Below are 16,762 nucleotides of genomic sequence, written 5' to 3' on the forward strand. Positions count from 1 at the left end.
TCGCGGATCGCGACCTCGAAGAGCAGAGCGGCGGGCGAGGCGGGCGCCGCGGCCGGCCTCTACGTGGTCGCCGACCGGATCCGGTCCGGTCAGCCGCTCGCCACCGGGGCCGTGACGCCCCGGCTGGGCCTGCGCCTGACCGACGCGGGCTCGGTCGGCCGGGAGCCCGACGCGGCCGCCTGGAGCAAGGGAACCGACTACTCGCTCAACTCCGACATCGTCACCGGCGCGCTGCTGCCGCGGGCGCCGTGGGTCGACCCGGTCGCGGCAGACCGGGTGGCCGCGGAGTTCCGGCAGTTCATCGACCACTCGGCGGCGCAGGGCTACAACGGCGTCGTCGTGCCGGGCTTCCTGGAATATGTGACGTTCGCGCAGGTCGGCGACGGTCATGCGGTCTACTCCGGCGGCGACCCGCACCTCGCCCGCGCGCGGGCGATGGTCGAGGCGTTCGCGCCCGTCTTCCGGTACGCGGCCGACATGGGCATGCGCGTCTACTTCCTGACCGACATGCTGGCGCTGTCCGGGCCGCTCGACGCCTACCTCGGCAAGCAGAGCGATCCGTGGGCGGTGTACCAGGCCGGACTGCGCGAGTTGTTCGCGAAGATGCCGTTCGCCTCCGGCCTGATGATCCGCATCGGCGAGGGCGGCTCGGCCTATCGCGCGCCCGGCTGGGACTACTTCTCGCGCATCGCCGTCACCACGCCGGAGCAGGTGCGGGCGATGCTGAAGGCGTTCCTCGCCGTGGCGCGGGAGGGCGACCGCGACATCATCTTCCGCACCTGGACGGTCGGCGTCGGCGCGGTCGGCGACCTGCACACCAACCCCGGCTCGTACGCCGAGGTGCTGGGCGGCATCCACGACCCGCACCTGGTCGTCTCGACCAAGTTCACCCTCGGCGACTTCTACAGCCACCTGCCGCTCAACACGACCCTCGCGGTCGGCGACCAGCGGCGGATCGTCGAGTTCCAGGGCCGGCGCGAGTTCGAGGGCTTCGGTTCGCTGCCCAACGACCTGACGGCCCTGCACGCGTCGGCCCTGCGTCGGCTGCTGGCCGGAAACCGGCACATCGAGGGTGTCTGGCTCTGGACGCAGGACGGCGGTCCGATGCGGGCCGGCCCCATGAGCCTCTACCTGCGTACGGGATTCTGGCAGCTCTACGACCTGAACGCGTACGCGATGGGCCGGCTCGCCCGGGAGCCGGACGGCGACCCGGGGGAGATCACCGCCGACTGGGTGCGCCAGACGTTCTCGGCCGATCCCGCGACGGTGGCCGCGATCTGCCGGATGTTCGCGAGGTCGCGCGAGGCCGTGACCAAGGGCCTCTACCTCAACCCGTACGCGGACAACTCCGTGAAGGCGCTCGGCCTCGAGCCGCCGCCGATGATGTGGATCTTCGAGTGGGACATCGTCACGGGCGACTCGGCCGTGCTCGACAGCGTCTACGCGATCAGCCGGGGCCACGTCGACGAGACGATCGCCGAGGGTGACCGGGCCGCCCTCATCGCCGACGAGCAGCGCGCGGCCGTGGCCGCCGCCGACCCGGCGACCTGGCGCGACCCCGGCCTGCGGGCGAAACTGCTCGACGCGCTCGACTATCAGCGGGACCTGTTCCACACGCTGGGCGCCTACCGGGCGATGTTCCTGCGGCGGGCGCAGTGGCTCGACACCGGCTCGGCCACGGCACGCGAGCGGTGGCGGGCCGCGGAGGCCGCGTACGGGGAGGCCCGCGACGTCTACGTGCGGCGCCACGGCGGCGACCTCGACCTGCCCGCCTACAACTTCACGGCGGCGGACCTGGGCACCGAGCGGTTCGACCGGGACCCGGCGATGGCGATCCTGGCGCGGCTCCTGCTCGGCCTGCTGATCGTCTCGATCCTCGTGCCGTGGCGGCCGGTGCGGAACCTGTGGCGCGCGGCGCTCATGCCGTGGCGGGCGACGGGCGACCCGACCCGGACGGCCAGGTGGGTCGCGATCGGGCTTCCCGCGGTCGCCCTGCTGCTCAGCCGCGAGATCCACACCTGGTTCGCCGCGCCGGCCCACCTGCTCGCGACGCTCGGCGGCTGGCTCGGCTACGCGCTGGTGGCGCGCCTGCTCGTCCGCGGCCGTGACCCGTACGCCATCTGGACGGTCATCGGCGGCGTCGCGCTGCTGCGCACGGTGCTGCTGCTCGCGGTGCTGGCGATCCGCGGCCCCGGCTACTACTGGTTCCAGTTCTGGACGAACCCGGCGGCGCGGACCGCGTACGTGATCGTCGCCTTCGGGTCCTTCGCCTGGCTCTTCGTGGCGACGGGGTCGGTGCTGCGTACGCGATATGGCTGGTCGCGGCGCCGCACCACCGGTGGCGTCGTACTCGCCGCCGGCGTGCCCCTGCTCGCGCTCGGCGCCCTGGTCTGGGCCGTCGGCCTGGAACGCTCGCTCAGCGCCTGGAACGACCAGATGGCGCTGCTGCCCTGGGGCCTGCACCGCATCCTGGGCATCGTGACGTTCCTCGGCATCCCGCCCGCGCTGCCCGTCTGGATCGCCGTCACCGGCGCGGTGCTGTCGGTCGTCGGCGTGGTTGGCATCGGCGGCGGGCGGGCCCGCGCGGCCTGACCCGCGTCAGCGTCGCCGGTGCGCCATCCACTGCCAGATGTGCGTCCCGTGGATGCTCGGGTCGTTGCGGGCGACGTAGATCCAGGACCAGTGCCCGGGGAACTGGTGACCGTCCCAGACGACGTGGTCGTAGAGCGTCCGCAGCGCGCCCGGGATGAGGTCGGCGGCGTGGATGGTGTTGGGCCCCGGCGGCACGGTGTCGTCGTCGAGGGAGGCCACCAGCCACGAGGGGGTGTCGATCCGAGCCAGTTCCGCGTCGGTGATCAGTGTCGGGCCACCCGGCTGCAGGGAGGCGACGACACCGCAGATCGGCACGGACGCGGCGAACAGCCTCGGATAGACCGTGGTCATCTTCAGGCTCATGTAGCCGCCGTTGCTGCAGCCGGCCACGTAGATCCGGTCCGGGTCGACCGGGTGCCTGCGCGCCACGTCGCGGATGATCTCGCGGATCAGCGGGGCGAAGCGGTCGCCGTCCTCGATCCAGTACGAGGTGCTCTGCGGCGCGACGACGTAGGCGCCGGAGAAGATCCGCTGTGCCTGCCGGGTGGCGAAGCCCAGCGCCCCGCGATTGGCGCGCAGCACGGTCTCGTTGTCGTAGTAGCCGTCCGGCAGGGAGGCGCCCTCGCCGCCGCCGTGCAGCCAGACGATCAGCGGGCGCCCGCCGCGCCGGCGGATGTCCGCGGGGGAGTAGAGCCGGTATTTCATGCCCGAGCCCGACCGGTGGTAGCTGAACGCGTCCACCTCGGGGTTGCACAGCCGGCCCTGCACCAGGCGGGACAGGGTGACCCGCCGGCCGTCGCGCAGGACGAGCGGCGCGTTCTGGGTGATGGTGTAGACGAGGTCGAGCCGCACGTTGCGGCCCCTGCTCAGGATGTAGCCGAGGGTGCCGCCGCCGACCTGGCCCTCGGCGTAGCTCAGGTCGAGCACGATGTCGCCGTGGCGGTCGAGCCGGGCGGCGGTCACCGGGCGATCCAGATCGTATTCGCTGAAGATCTGATCGCCGGGGGCGATCGGGATCGGGCTGGTGGCCTTGGCGTGCACGCTGAACGTGCCGGTGCCCAGGCTGGCGGGGTCGATCGGACCGAGCCGGGCGGTGCGGAGGGTGACCGAGGTGACCTGCTCGCCACCGTCGAGGGTCTCCGCGTTGAGGACGAAGGTCACGCTGCCCGCCGTGCGGCCGCCGGCGTGTGCGGCGATGCCGGGGATCGTCAGTCCGGCGGCGGCGCCGGCGCCGGCGGCGAGAGCGGCGCGGCGACTGATAGGCATGGCCATGTGGGCCTCCCTGGTCGACACTTGAAGCGAAGCTCGTCGATGGCTGAAACGTATCGTGGTTGAAACGTCCTGGCAACGCCGCTACGGCATCTCGTGGCTTCCGAACCGGCCCCACGGTGCTGGACACGCGGAGGGCCTGCGCGCCGCATCCCGGCGTTATCCATTGCCTTCATGGATCCTTTGAGGACCCTGTCGCATTCCTGCGCCACTCAGTGACGGATTGTTCCGGTTCGGGGCGTTTGGTGAATCCTGTGAGTGATTCACAGGAGATGATTCGACGAGACGGGTTGAATTCCGCCGGCCTGTTCGTTCAAATTCGCCGCCGCTGCCCGGACCGTCCGTCGCCGACCGTCTCCACCGGCCAGGTGGCTCGGATCCGCCCGGCTCCGGGTGCGGTGGCCCTATCCGGCGATCTCGACGTCGCGGCGCAGGCCGAGGTCGAAGTACGTCACCGTCCATGTGTCGTCGAGCTGGGCGCGCACCTGCCGGGCGAGGTCACGGCCGCGCTCGATGAACCTGGATTCCTCCTGGGGCGAGGCGAAGCCCGAGGTTTTCGGGTCCTCGTCGTTCAGCGTGGCGGTGTACTCGTCCGCCCAGCCGTCCAGGCCCGCGGCCAGCTCGGCCGTGAGCGGCAGGGTGTCCGGCGCGATGTTGTCGTAGACGTCCGGCCCGCTGATCCACAGCGCCCAGCAGTGGTAGTCGGGCAGCACCCGCAGCCTCACCCGAGGGCCGGTGTGCGGTCGGCCCAGTGTGCGCACCGAGGCCATGAGCAGGCGCCAGAAGGCGTCCACCTCCAGCCCCACGGCGACGTCGGCGTTCGGGGCGAGGGTGGTGCGGCGGTGCAGGTCCACGACGGTCGCGCCGCGGGTGTGTGTGCCGGTCAGTTCGACGGCGACCGGGGCCGCGACGGTGTGGACGATCGACGGGTCGATGACGGCGGCCACGGCGATCGGGTCGTGCACCGGCGGGTGCTCGAATCCGAACACGCGGTGGTAGGTGCGCGCGAAGTACGTCATCAGCTCCGCGCAGACGGTGCCGAGCCGGGTGCCCAGCCCCCGGAACTCGGCGATGATCTCCGTGGTCGCCGGGGCCCGGTGCGTGACGTTCAGGCCGATCATCGTCTGCGGCAGTCCCGACCGCAGCACGATGTCGGCCGCCTCGGGATCGGTGACGATGTTGAACTCGCCGTACGGCGTCGTGTTGCCCCGCTCGGTCGAGCCGCCCATGAAGACGACGCGGCGCACGTACGGGATGACCTCGGGATGCTCGCGCAGCAGCGACGCGACGTTGGTCAGCGGCCCGGTGGCGATCAGGGTGACCGGCTCGGCCGAGCCGACGAGCAGGCGCCGCATCAGTTCGACCGCGTGCACGTTCTCGGCCTCGGCGACCGGCACGTCGAGGTCGGGCCCGTCGAGGCCGGAGGCGCCGTGGATGTCGTCGGCGACGACCAGGGTGCCGGCGAGGGGCCGGTCGCAGCCGGCCGCGACCGGAACGCCGGAGACGCCGGCCAGGGCCAGAATCCTGAGCGCGTTGCGCGTCGTCTTGTCGAGGGTCTGGTTGCCGGCGACGGTGGTGACGCCGAGCAGGCGCAGCCGGGGGTCGCCGGCGGCCAGCAGCAGGGCCAGCGCGTCGTCGTGTCCCGGGTCGCAGTCGATGATGATCGGGTGCGCGGCGTTGTCCATCACCCGGACGACGATAGTTGCCGGGCGACGACGAACAGCCGGTCCGGGGTGCGGCGGCCGGCCCCGGCGGCGACCCGCACGATCCGGAGGCCGCATTCTCGCAGGGCGGCGCGGAGTTCCGGTTCGGTCCACGGCCGCATCGTGAACCGGTAGCGGGACCGCTGCGCCGGCGCGGCGGGCCTCGTCAGCTCATAGGTCTCCTCGACGTGCAGCAGCCCGCGGCTCCAGGTGGTCCGGCCGGCGAACGTCAACCGGCCGCCCGCGGCGAGATCGACCTGTCGGGACCGGGTGACGCCGTCCGCGCGCTGCCGGGATCCCCGGCGCTCGCGCACGTCGAGAAGGAGCACACCATCCGGTACGAGGCTGCCGGCCAGCGACCGCACCGCCGACGCCCGCTCCTCGTCGGTGGTCATGTCGTTGAGCACGCCGCGACAGGTCACCGCGTCGTAGGCGGGCCGGACCTCCATGGTGCAGAGGTCGGCGAGCGTCGTCCGTGCCGTGGGGCAGCGGGACGCGGCCTGGGTCAGCAGCGCGGCGGAGGCGTCGACCAGGTCGACGCGGTGGCCCCTGGCGATGAGGCCGGCGGCATGCCGGCCGGTGCCGCAGCCCGCATCCAGGATCGACGCCGGCGAGAGGGCGAACCCGGCCAGCGTCTCGTGCACGGCGTCCACCCACGGGCCGGCCGGATCGGTGATCAGCAAGTCGTATGCCTCGGCGTGAAGCGCGTAGAACGGGCGCTCCGAGCCGGCTCGCGCCGAGGCCGATTCCACTCCGGGACGTTATCAAGGCGCGGCTCGCACCGCTGCCCGGTCGTCGTCGTGAATTCGCTGTAGAACGGGCTCTTCCGGGCCCGCGCGCCGGGCGGCGGAGTGTTCCCGTCGATGATCTTGCGTATCGATCCGGGTCCCGCTAACGTGCACCGGCCTTGACTATTTCCAATAAGGGGAGACACACCATAATGACTGTCACCGAGACCGCCGCGGCCACCGGTTCGAAGTCCTGGATCGCCACGCTGCTGCTGTGCCTCTTCGTCGGCTCGCTCGGCGTTCACCGCTTCTACGTCGGCAAGATCGGCACGGGCATCCTGATGCTGATCACGCTCGGCGGGCTGGGCATCTGGACGCTCATCGACTTCATCATGATCGCGGTCGGCAAGTTCTCGGACAAGCAGGGCCTCGAGCTCGCCCGCTGACCCGGATCCGGCAGTGACCGGGCGTCCCGGGGAATCGCCGGCGTGGCGATCGGCACGCCAGGACCGCTCGCGGTCCGCGATCCCCGGGGCGCCCGGTTCGCGTCCGGGCGACCCTCGGCGCGCACGGGCGTGCCGTCGTCCGGACCGCGACTTCGACGGGCGTGAATCCGGCCGCGGCGACCACAGTGGATTCTGGCATAGCTGGTGATCTTTGATTCCGCCAGAATCGTCACCATGAGCGATGACACCGCACCGGTACGGGAATACGACCTGTTCACTCCGGAGGTGATGGCGGACCCGAACGCGTTTCTGCACCGGGTGCGCGCCGAGAGCCCCCTCGCGTGGCTACCACAGTTCGACGGCTACCTGCTGACCCGGCATGCCGACATCAGCGCCGCGCTGCGCGACAAGCGGATGGAAAGCGCGAACATGCTGCGCGGGCTGCAGCGCCTCACGCCCGAGCAGCAGGAGGAGCTGGCGCCGGCCCGCCGGGCCATCGAGATGTGGATGGGACACACCGTCCCGGCCGACCACGTCCGCTTCCAGCAACTGCTCAAGCGCTACTTCACCCCGGCGATGGTCGACCGGCTGCGGCCGCGGGTCCGCGAGTTCACCCACGAGCTGCTCGACGCCGTCGCCCCGAAGGGCCAGATGGACGTGGTCCGCGACCTCGCGTACCCCCTGCCGGCGAACGTGATCGCCGAGCTGCTCGGCATGCCGGTCAGCGACCGCGAGCAGTTGCAGGCGTGGTCGCGCGACATCCTGCCGGTCTTCGGCCAGGGCGACTTCGCGCAGCTGCGCCACGCGCAGGACAGCATGCTCGAGATGCACGACTACCTGCGCGCCCTCGCCGCCGACCGGCGCCGCAACCCCCGCGAGGACGTGCTGAGCACCTTCATGGCCGCCGAGGCCGAGGGCATCGTCACCGAGGACGAGGCGATCGCCAACTGCGTCCTGCTGCTCTTCGCCGGCCACGAGACCACCGCGAACCTGATCGCCAACGGCCTCGTCCTGCTCTTCGACAATCCCGGCCGGCTCGCCGAGCTGCGCGCGAACCCGGACCTGATGCCCTCCGCCGTCGAGGAGATGCTGCGCTGCGACGGCCCGGCCGGCGTCATCGGCCGGTTCACCACCGAGCCCGTCGAGCTGGCCGGGCACACCGTCCCGGCCGGGAAGTACGTCTTCCTGGCCCTGATGGCCGCCAACCGGGATCCGGACGTGTTCGCCGATCCGGACACCTTCGACATCACCCGGCAGCGCAACCGGCACCTGAGCTTCGGCATGGGCACCTACTACTGCCTGGGCGCGGCCCTCGCCCGGATGGAGACCGACGAGTGCCTGCGCATCCTGCTCGACCGCTGCCCTGACCTCGCGCCCGGGTACGAGACGCCCGCCTGGCTGCCCAGCGTGCCGATCGGCCACCGGCTCGAGTCGCTGCCGGTCACGTTCGGCTAGCCGCGACCTACTCGGGCCGCCCCGCCCCGGCCCGAGTGGGCGCGCCTGCGCCGATCCTCATGCGGCCGCCGTTCGGAGCCGATGACCGTCCTCGCTGCTGCTCCGCACGCACTTCGCCGGCGCGGTGGACGCGACCGCGACCTGTCGCTCAGCCGGCGAGGGCGTCGATCAGGCGGCGGGCCGAGCCGGCGAGGTTCCACCGCTCGGCCAGCGCCAGCAGCGCGTCGCCGTCGACGGGAGCGGCCGGCAGGGTCGCGTCGAAGGGTGGCAGCGGCACGTCCAGCGCGACCCGGCACACCGGCAGGGCGGCCGCCAGGTAGTCGCGGGCCGCGTCCAGCTTGACGCGCAGGCCGGGCGCGAAACCGGCGTCCTTGTCGTCGAGCGCCGCCAGGATCTCGTCGACGCCGCCGTAGCGCGCGATGAGCCGGGCCGCGGTCTTCTCGCCGACTCCGGGCACGCCCGGCAGGCCGTCGCTCGGGTCGCCGCGCATCGCCGCGAAGTCCGCATACCAGCGGGCGGGGACGCCGTATTTGGCCTCGACCGCCGCGTTGTCGCTGTCCTCGAGCTTGGCCACGCCGCGCCCGCAGTAGAGCAGCCGGGTGCCCCGCGCGTCGTCGACCAGCTGGAACAGGTCGCGGTCGCCGGAGACGACCTCGACCGGCGCCGGCTGGGTGGCGGCGAGCGTGCCCAGCACGTCGTCGGCCTCGTAGCCGGGCACCCCGAAGGCCGGGATGCCGACGGCCTTGAGCACCTCGAGCAGCACCGGAACCTGCTTTTCCAGGGCCGCGGGCACCTCCTCGACGGCGCCGTGTGCGACGCGATGCCGCTTGTAGGACGGGACGAGCGCGACCCGCCAGGCCGGACGCCAGTCGGCGTCGAGGGTGCAGACGAGCCGGTCCGGCCGACGGGTCCGGACCAGTTGGGCGATCATGTCCAGGAAGCCGCGGATCGCGTTGACCGGCTCGCCGGCGGTGGTCCTCGCGGCGGACTCGGGGATGCCGTGGAACGCGCGGAAATACAGGCTGGGGGCGTCGACAGCCAGCAGGGGTCGCTCAGTCACGGCACCAAACCTAGTGGCGCGGTGCGACAGTTTGCAGGACGGCGGGCCGATCGGCGCCGCGCGGTTGCGGGCGATGCAGACAGCCGACCAAACGTTCGTTAAGCTATGGGTGTGACGGTCGAGCGGATGCTGCCATCGGATGAGGCGTACGAATTGCTGGGTCTCACCCGGGAGCTCGCCGAGGGCGAGCTCGCCCCCCGGGTCGCCCGGTTCGAGCAGCAGGGCGAGTTCCCCCGGGAGGTGCTGCGCACCCTGGGTCGCGCCGGGCTGCTGGGCCTGCCCTACCCGGAGGCGGACGGCGGCTCCGGCCAGCCCTACGAGGTCTATCTCCAGGTCCTCGAGGTGCTCGCCGGCTCGTGGCTGGCCATCGCCGAGGCCGTCAGCGTGCACACCCTCTCCTGCTTCCCGATCGCCGCGTACGGCAGCGAGCGCCAGCGCAAGTCCCTGCCCGACATGCTCGGCGGCGACCTGCTCGGCGCCTACTGCCTCTCCGAGCCGCAGGGTGGCTCGGACGCCGCGTCCCTGACCACCCGGGCCGAGCGTGACGGCGACGACTGGGTCGTCACCGGCACCAAGGCGTGGATCACCCACGGCGGGCAGGCCGACTTCTACAACATCTTCTGCCGCACCGGCGGCCCCGGAGCCGCCGGCATCTCCTGCGTGGTCGCCGACGCGAGCACGCCCGGGATTCTGCCGCAGGTGCCGGAGCGCACGATGGGTCTGCGGTCGTCGCCGCCCGCGCAGATGGTCTTCGACGGCGCCCGCGTCCCGGCCGACTGCCTGGTCGGCGAGGAGGGGTCCGGCTTCCGGATCGCCATGCAGGCGCTCGACGCGGGCCGGCTCGGCATCGCCGCCTGCGCGGTCGGGCTCGCCCAGGCCGCCGTCGACTACGCCGCCGGTTACGCCCGGGAGCGCCGGCAGTTCGGCCGGGCGATCGGCGAGTTCCAGGGCGTCGGCTTCATGCTCGCCGACATGGCCACCCAGGTCTCCGCCGCCCGCGCGCTGATGCTGTCGGCCGCCCGCCTCAAGGACGCCGGACGCCCGTTCTCCGTGGAGGCCGCCAAGGCCAAGCTCTTCGCCACCGATGCCGCCATGCGGGTGACGACCGACGCGATCCAGGTGCTCGGCGGCGCCGGCTACGTCAGCGACCACCCGGCCGAGCGCTGGTTCCGCGAGGCCAAGGTGCTGCAGATCGTCGAGGGCACCAACCAGATTCAACGCCTGGTCATCAGCCGCTCACTGACCCGGGGATGAAACCGGTTCGATACCGGGGCTCATCGCCCGGTATCTTGTCGCCGTGGAAGAGATCGACCGGGCGATCGTTGGCGCCCTCACCGTGGACGGCCGGCTGTCCTACACCGATCTCGCCGAGCGGGTCGGCCTGAGCGTCTCCGCGGTCCATCAGCGGGTGCGCCGGCTGGAGCAGCGGGGCGTGATCAGCGGCTACACGGCGAAGGTGTCCTACGAGTCGCTCGAGTTGCCGCTGACGGCGTTCGTGGCGATCCGCCCGTTCGACCCGTCGCAGCCCGACGACGCGCCCGAGCGGCTGGCCCACCTCGCCGAGATCGACTCCTGCTACTCGGTGGCGGGGGAGGACTTCTACCTGCTCATGGTGCGGGTGGCGAGCCCCGCGGACCTCGAGCGGCTGCTTCAGGAGATCCGCACGGCGGCGAACGTCACCACCCGCACCACGGTCGTGCTGAGCACCCCGTACGAGAACAGGCCGCCGCGGATCGAGGCGGCGCCCCGGCCGGAGACGTCCTAGGACGCCTTACGGGCGGTGGCCCGGCCCTCAGTCCGCGGCGTCCACGAGGGCCTGGAACAGGCGGTTCGGGTCCTCGGCCAGGCGGTTGCAGACGTAGAGCCACCACTCGGTGCCGAAGACGGCGTACTCGCGGGTGGGGTGGCCCCGCTCGGCCATCGCCGCGATCCGGTCGGGCCCGAGCCCGAGCAGGGTCTCGAACTCCCACGGCGCGTCCGCGGACGGGGCGCCGAGCAGCGCGTCCACCGCGTGGATCAGATCCCAGTCGTGGGTCGCGAACGAGCACAGGTGGCCCGACTCCGCCAGCACCTGCGCGCCGCGCAGGTACGCGTCCGCCAGGGACCTGTCGCCGCGGGCGTACGCGATGGTCTCCGGCTCGAGAAACGCGCCCTTGACCAGGCGGATCCGGCCGGGGAGGGCGAGCAGGCCGGCCAGGTCCTCCGCGGTGCGGTGCAGCCGCGCCTGCACGGTGACGCCCACGTGGTCGAAGCGTTCGCCGAGCCGCCGGTGCACGGCGAGAACCGCGTCGGTGCGCTCGGAACCCTCCGCCGAGATGATCATCTCGCGGCCGGTTGCGGCGGTGGCCTCGGCGATGCGCGCGCCGTTCTCCAGGGCGAGGTCGGCGGAGATCGCCAGGCCGATGTGCGAGAGGTCGAGCGAGACCGAGCAGCCGGGCGGCAGCCGGCGGGCGAGGTCGACGAAGACGTCGGTCTCGCGGACGGCGCGCTCGGCGTCGCGGCAGCTCTCGCCCAGGTACTCGGCGTTGGCCCGGTGCCCCCGGGCGAGGATCCCGGCGACGCGGGGCAGGGCGTCGTCCACGGTATCGCCGGCGACGTAGCGGCCGGCGACCTTGCGGGCGAGGGGCCCGAGCACCGGATCACCGGGTATCCGGGCCTTCAGCCCCTCGTCGAGCGCCATCGTCCGCAACACCTGGGCCGCCTGCGCGGGATCATTGACCATCGTCAGATCCTCCCGCACCCCTTTCATCCTAGGACGCCGTGCGCGACGTGCGCGCCGCCACCGGCCCCGGGGAGCGGCTGCGGGGTTAAGCTTCACGGCATGGAAGCGACCGCGCGAGCCGAACGCACCCGCGAGGACTACCGGCGGCTGCCGCCGCGGATCACCCCGGAGCAGATGATCCCGCTCCAGCCGGTGGTGCACGTCCTGCAGGATCCGCGTGAGGGCACCGACAACGAGTGGCACGTCCGCATGGGCTGGGTGGCCTGACGCCCGCCCCGCATCAGGGCCGGTCGGTCAGCGCGGCGCGGCCGAGCGGCGGGCGACGAACCAGGCGTGTGCCTCGTCGACCCATCGTTCCAGGCTCAGGCCGGCCAGCCCGAGCTCGACGGCGAGCCGGTCCTCGGTCATCCGGTACGCGGTGAACCGCTGAGTCCACGAGCGATCGTCGATCTCGTACGTGGTCTCCGCGGTGACGCGGTCGTCGTCGGCGCTCACCAGACTCAGCCGGCAGTGAACGGGCCCGATCTGCCGGGCGCGCCCACCGGCGGCGGAGATGCCGTCGAACCAGGACGGCGGGAACCACTGCGCGACCAGCAGGCCGCCGTCGGCGAGATGCCGCTCGCAGCTGTCCAGATAGCGGCGCCGGCGCTCGAAGCCGGCCGTGCTGATCAGATTGGCGGCAAGGATCACGGCGTCGAACGTCGGGTCCAGGCGCAGGTCCTCGATGGTCTCGCGGACCGGGGTGACACCGCGGAGATGATCGAGCATGTCGGCCGACTCGTCGACACCCACGACATCGTGCCCGAGGCCGGCCAGGGCGTTGGCCAGGCGGCCGGTGCCGCAGCCCAGCTCCAGCACGCGGGAGCGGGGCGGAAGCAGCCGGCCGAGCAGGTCGGCTTCGCCGCCACCGGGCAGCCGCCGGTACACCTCGACGGCACAGCCGTCGGGGGTGATCGGTCCGAGATCCTGATCGGTTTCGGGCATACCTCGAACTCTGACAGATGCGTCAATACGGCCGGCGCCGGGCTGATCGTGCTGACCGCCTACCGTCGTCGATATCGAATCGGAATCGGCCCGGGGTCCTCCGAAGATCATCTCCTGGGTTAGCGTCCCGGCGTGAATCAGGAGACCCCCGGGCAGCCGGACCCCACCCTCGACCCGGCGCCCGTGCCACCGCCGGCCGACGCGGCCCTCGCACCACCGCAAGCCGATCCAGCCGCCACGCCGCCACCGCCCGATCCAGCGTCCGCACCGCCGGCTGAATCAGCGCCGGCGCCACCGCCGGCCGGATCGGCCCCCGTCGCGCCGCCGGCCGATCCGGTGTCGGTGCCGCCGCCGGCAGACGCGGCGTTCGCGGCCCCGCCGCCGAGCGCGCCGCCCGGCTACTACCCGGCTCAGCCACCGCAGTCCTACCCGTACCCGCCGTCACCCGGATTCCCGCCGCCGCCCGGATTCCCGCCGCCACCGGGATTCCCGCCGCCCCCGGGCTACGGATACCCACTGCCCGGCTACCCGGTGCCCCCGAGGCCGGTCAACAGCCTGGCCATCGCCTCGCTGACCTTCGGCGTCATCGGCGGCGTGCTGTTCAGCGTCATCCTCGGCCTCGTCGCGCTGTCGCAGATCTCCAAGCGCGGCGAGCGCGGCCGCGGCCTGGCCATCGCCGGTCTGAGCCTCTCCGGTGTGTGGGTCCTGATCATCGCCACGTTTGTCGCGATCGGTGTGGCCGGCGGCGAGACCACGGCCGCGAGCGAGCCGACGCAGACCGTCGCCGTCCCGGCCGAGCGCACCACCGGGCCCGGCCATCGGTACGTCGAGGATCTCCAGCTCGGTGACTGTCTTGGTTATATCGACGAGAACACCGGCGACGAGTTCACCGTCAAGCTCTGCTCCGAGCGGCACGGCGGCGAGGTCTACGACATCTGGTACTTCCCGGCCGGCGCCTACCCGGGCCGCGAGAAGGTGGAGCAGCAGGCAGGCGACCACTGCCACCAGGCGTTCGGCCGGTGCGCGGCCGGCGAGTTCGCCGACGCGTCGTTGTTCTACCTCTTCCCGAGCCGGGAATCCTGGTCCGACGACCGCAGGGTGGTCTGCATCGCCGTGCCGGAAAAGGACCCGTGGACCGGATCCATGGTCCATCCCTGAACCGTGTGGTCAGGCTGTGCCGGGCGATAAGCTCTGCGCTCAGCGTGGCGTCCGCGTCAGCCGTCGCTCAGGGGCCGCTCTGACGGGCGAAACGAGGGCCGCAGCGATCGGCCGCGCCGCGGCGGAGGATTTCTCCGGCGCCGTGTCGATCCGCGGGCCACTCGTTCGACGTGCGGGTGCGAGGGCCGAGAGGCGGCCCCGCCGGACGAGGAGACCAAGTTGTCGAAGTACATGCTGATCATGCGGGGCACCGACGAGTCGAACGCGGCCATGATGGCCTCCATCCAGGAGGGGATCGCCCGGACCCGCGTCTTCATCGAGGAGATGATGAAGGCCGGCGTTCTCCTCGCGGCCGAGGGGCTGGACGATCCGGGCAAGGGCGTCGTGGTCGACTTCAGCGGCGAGACCCCGGTGGTGACGGACGGGCCGTACGGGGAGACCAAGGAACTGTTCGGGGGCTTCTTCCTGCTGGAGGTCGCCTCGAAACAGGAGGCGGTCGAGTGGGCCAAGCGGGTCCCGGCGGTACGCGGGTCCAAGATCGAGGTCCGGCGGGTGCCCGGGGAGGACGAGGTTCCGCAGGACAGCACCGTCCAGGGCTGATGGCCGCGGCCGACGTCGAGGCCGTCTGGCGGATCGAGTCGGCGCGGATCGTCGCCGCGCTGACCCGGTTCACCGGCGATTTCGGGCTGGCCGAGGACGCGGCCCAGGAGGCGGTGACCGAGGCGCTGGTGTCGTGGCCGCTCGCCCCTCCGGCGAATCCGGGCGGGTGGCTGATGGCCACGGCCCGGCGGCGGGCGATCGACGCGATCCGCCGCCGCGCCGCGCTGCGGGACCGTTATGCCCTGCTGGCGGCGGATCCGGCCGCCGGCTCGCCGGTCGACGAGGAGGCCGACCCCGACAGGATCGACGACGACGTCCTGGCGCTGATGTTCGTCAGCTGCCACCCGGTGCTCTCCCCGGAGGCCCGGGTGGCGCTGACCCTGCGGGTGGTCGGCGGCCTGTCCAGCGAGGAGATCGCCCGGGCGTTCCTGGTGCCGGTGCCGACCGTGCAGGCCCGCATCACCCGGGGCAAGAAGACGATCGCGGCGGCCGGGGTGCCGTTCGAGCTGCCGCCGGCGAGCGAGCGCCGGGAGCGGCTGGGCGGCGTGCTCAGCGTCCTCTACGTGATCTTCACCGAGGGGTCGACGGCGACGTCGGGCGACCGCCTGGTGCGCCCCGAGGTCGCGTACGAGGCGATCCGGCTGGCCCGCACGCTGGCCGCGCTGCTGCCGGAGGAGCCGGAGGTGCACGGCCTGCTCGCGCTCTGCGAGCTGACGGCCGCGCGGTTCCCGGCCCGGACCGGCCCGGACGGTGCGCCGATCCTGCTCGAGGACCAGGACCGGCGGCTCTGGGACTTCTCGGCGATTCGCCGCGGGCTGGCCGCGCTGGCCAGGGCGTCGGCTCGCGGCCTCGGCCCGTACGGCCTGCAGGCCGCGATCGCGGCCACGCACGCGTCGGCGTCCTCGGTCGAGGAGACCGACTGGGACCGGATCGTGGTGCTCTACGAGGCGCTCGGCCGGGTGGCGCCGTCGCCGGTCGTCGAGCTCAACCGGGCCGTCGCCGTGGCCATGGCCTCGGGCCCGGCGCAGGCCCTGGCCATCGTGGACGAGCTGATCGCCTCGGACCGGCTCCCCGGCTCGCACCTGGTGCCGACCGTACGCGGTGAGCTGCTGACCCGGCTCGGCCGCCGTCCGGAGGCCCGCGCCGAGCTGGAGCTGGCCGCCCGCCTCTGCACCAACCAGCGCGAACGCGAGGTACTGCTGGGCAAGGCGGCCGCCCTGGGCTGACGGGCTCTGCCGCGGGCGGCTACCTCGACGCGCGGGGCAGCTCGCCAACCCGAAACCGGACGAGCCCGTCCGCCTCCCACTCCTGCCGGGAATGCGCGGGCGGCAGTTCCGTCCCGGCGCATCCCGCGGCGGCCGCGAACTCGGCACGGAGCCGATCGACAAGTGCGCGGGCCCGCCCTTCGACCTCAGCAGAATCGTCCGGGTCATCGAGGGTCAGCCCGAGCACCGCGGCACCCTCGCGCGTGACCGTGATGACCGCTCCATCATGGTGGCGCGCGTTGAGGTACAGCGAGAACGCGCCGCCCGAGTCGTCATCGCGCCGAAGATCGGCGATCGCCGCCCGGTCAGCGTCGCCGGCACCGCCGGTCACATAGGCACGCAGAAACGCCGAGAGCCGCTCATCGCCCGGATTTCGGGTGTCGACATAGCGCGCGACGAAATCGGCGAACGCTCCCGCGTCGCACCGGGAAAGCCATACGTAAACGTCCATGCAGGGCGGCACACGATCAACCTACCGGCCGACCGGATCGCCAAGCCCGCGCCGGAATCGCCGCCCCGCAGGGAGACGACGCCGAGCCCGGCGTCGATGACGATGTGCCCATCGCCCGACATGCGCAAGGCAGCCCGCGTCGCCGCCCTCCACGGCAGGATCGCGAGCAGGCGCAGAGACTCAAAGGGACGCATGCCGACGACCCTCTGGAACCCGACAAGACCGCTGGCCAGACCCCCGGCCGTCCTGACAGCCGCCGTCGCGCTGACCGCGTGATCGGATGGATGTTGCGCGCCCCCGCAACCTTGCCTGGCTCGCCGGTCCGCCCG

The 16,762-nt window shown here is 72.4% G+C and carries 16 protein-coding genes; 9 read left to right on the forward strand and 7 right to left on the reverse strand.

Annotated elements, in window-relative coordinates:
* On the forward strand, positions 1-2,592 hold a 2,592-nt coding region (locus AB0F10_RS27090), incomplete at its 5' end, for a hypothetical protein (RefSeq protein WP_360630768.1).
* Between the two features lie 6 nt (positions 2,593-2,598).
* On the opposite strand, the gene AB0F10_RS27095 is transcribed toward AB0F10_RS27090, so the two are convergent.
* The 3 genes from AB0F10_RS27095 to AB0F10_RS27105 form a co-directional block, all read right to left on the reverse strand.
* Entirely contained in the window at positions 2,599-3,864 is a 1,266-nt protein-coding gene (locus AB0F10_RS27095) for a prolyl oligopeptidase family serine peptidase (protein ID WP_360630771.1), read from the reverse strand.
* Positions 3,865-4,265: 401 nt separating this feature from the next.
* Positions 4,266-5,546, reverse strand: a complete 1,281-nt coding sequence (locus AB0F10_RS27100) for a nucleoside hydrolase (RefSeq protein ID WP_360630837.1) — start codon at positions 5,544-5,546, stop codon at positions 4,266-4,268.
* Complete coding sequence (locus AB0F10_RS27105) at positions 5,546-6,316, reverse strand: methyltransferase domain-containing protein (protein WP_360630774.1); 771 nt, start codon at positions 6,314-6,316, stop codon at positions 5,546-5,548. Before AB0F10_RS27105 ends, AB0F10_RS27100 begins: the two co-directional genes overlap by 1 nt.
* Positions 6,317-6,504: 188 nt before the next feature.
* On the opposite strand from AB0F10_RS27105, the gene AB0F10_RS27110 reads away from it, so the two are divergent.
* Positions 6,505-6,738, forward strand: coding sequence for a TM2 domain-containing protein (locus AB0F10_RS27110; protein WP_360630776.1), 234 nt, complete (start codon positions 6,505-6,507; stop codon positions 6,736-6,738).
* A 234-nt stretch (positions 6,739-6,972) separates the two neighbouring features.
* On the forward strand, positions 6,973-8,193 hold the full coding sequence (locus AB0F10_RS27115; protein WP_360630779.1) for a cytochrome P450: 1,221 nt from the start codon (positions 6,973-6,975) through the stop codon (positions 8,191-8,193).
* Positions 8,194-8,341: 148 nt separating this feature from the next.
* On the opposite strand, the gene AB0F10_RS27120 is transcribed toward AB0F10_RS27115, so the two are convergent.
* Positions 8,342-9,253, reverse strand: a complete 912-nt coding sequence (locus AB0F10_RS27120) for a 5'-3' exonuclease (RefSeq protein WP_360630781.1) — start codon at positions 9,251-9,253, stop codon at positions 8,342-8,344.
* A 111-nt stretch (positions 9,254-9,364) separates the two neighbouring features.
* Between AB0F10_RS27120 and AB0F10_RS27125 the strand changes: the two genes are divergently transcribed.
* Positions 9,365-10,507, forward strand: a complete 1,143-nt coding sequence (locus AB0F10_RS27125) for an acyl-CoA dehydrogenase family protein (protein ID WP_360630784.1) — start codon at positions 9,365-9,367, stop codon at positions 10,505-10,507.
* A gap of 43 nt (positions 10,508-10,550) precedes the next feature.
* A complete protein-coding gene (locus AB0F10_RS27130) occupies positions 10,551-11,018 on the forward strand; it encodes an Lrp/AsnC family transcriptional regulator (RefSeq protein WP_360630787.1) in 468 nt (155 codons plus the stop codon).
* A 27-nt stretch (positions 11,019-11,045) separates the two neighbouring features.
* Here AB0F10_RS27130 and AB0F10_RS27135 read toward each other — a convergent pair whose 3' ends face one another.
* Positions 11,046-11,993: a proline dehydrogenase family protein gene (locus AB0F10_RS27135; RefSeq protein WP_360630790.1), complete on the reverse strand. Its 948-nt coding sequence runs from the start codon at positions 11,991-11,993 to the stop codon at positions 11,046-11,048.
* Positions 11,994-12,074: 81 nt separating this feature from the next.
* Between AB0F10_RS27135 and AB0F10_RS27140 the strand changes: the two genes are divergently transcribed.
* Positions 12,075-12,242, forward strand: coding sequence for a hypothetical protein (locus AB0F10_RS27140; protein ID WP_360630793.1), 168 nt, complete (start codon positions 12,075-12,077; stop codon positions 12,240-12,242).
* A 27-nt stretch (positions 12,243-12,269) separates the two neighbouring features.
* On the opposite strand, the gene AB0F10_RS27145 is transcribed toward AB0F10_RS27140, so the two are convergent.
* Positions 12,270-12,959: a class I SAM-dependent methyltransferase gene (locus tag AB0F10_RS27145; RefSeq protein WP_360630796.1), complete on the reverse strand. Its 690-nt coding sequence runs from the start codon at positions 12,957-12,959 to the stop codon at positions 12,270-12,272.
* A 132-nt stretch (positions 12,960-13,091) separates the two neighbouring features.
* On the opposite strand from AB0F10_RS27145, the gene AB0F10_RS27150 reads away from it, so the two are divergent.
* The 3 genes from AB0F10_RS27150 (at position 13,092) to AB0F10_RS27160 (ending at position 15,943) form a co-directional block, all read left to right on the forward strand.
* Positions 13,092-14,117 carry a DUF4190 domain-containing protein gene (locus tag AB0F10_RS27150; RefSeq protein WP_360630799.1) on the forward strand — a complete coding sequence of 342 codons (1,026 nt, stop codon included), beginning with the start codon at positions 13,092-13,094 and terminating at the stop codon, positions 14,115-14,117.
* Between the two features lie 219 nt (positions 14,118-14,336).
* Positions 14,337-14,717 carry a YciI family protein gene (locus tag AB0F10_RS27155; protein ID WP_360630802.1) on the forward strand — a complete coding sequence of 127 codons (381 nt, stop codon included), beginning with the start codon at positions 14,337-14,339 and terminating at the stop codon, positions 14,715-14,717.
* Positions 14,717-15,943 (forward strand): DUF6596 domain-containing protein, encoded by a 1,227-nt coding sequence (locus AB0F10_RS27160; RefSeq protein WP_360630805.1) that lies wholly within the window; start codon positions 14,717-14,719, stop codon positions 15,941-15,943. Before AB0F10_RS27155 ends, AB0F10_RS27160 begins: the two co-directional genes overlap by 1 nt.
* A 19-nt stretch (positions 15,944-15,962) precedes the next feature.
* Here AB0F10_RS27160 and AB0F10_RS27165 read toward each other — a convergent pair whose 3' ends face one another.
* Complete coding sequence (locus tag AB0F10_RS27165) at positions 15,963-16,433, reverse strand: hypothetical protein (RefSeq protein ID WP_360630808.1); 471 nt, start codon at positions 16,431-16,433, stop codon at positions 15,963-15,965.
* Positions 16,434-16,762: the final 329 nt, after the last annotated feature.

This window comes from Actinoplanes sp. NPDC026623, assembly GCF_040638275.1.
GTDB lineage: Bacteria > Actinomycetota > Actinomycetes > Mycobacteriales > Micromonosporaceae > Actinoplanes.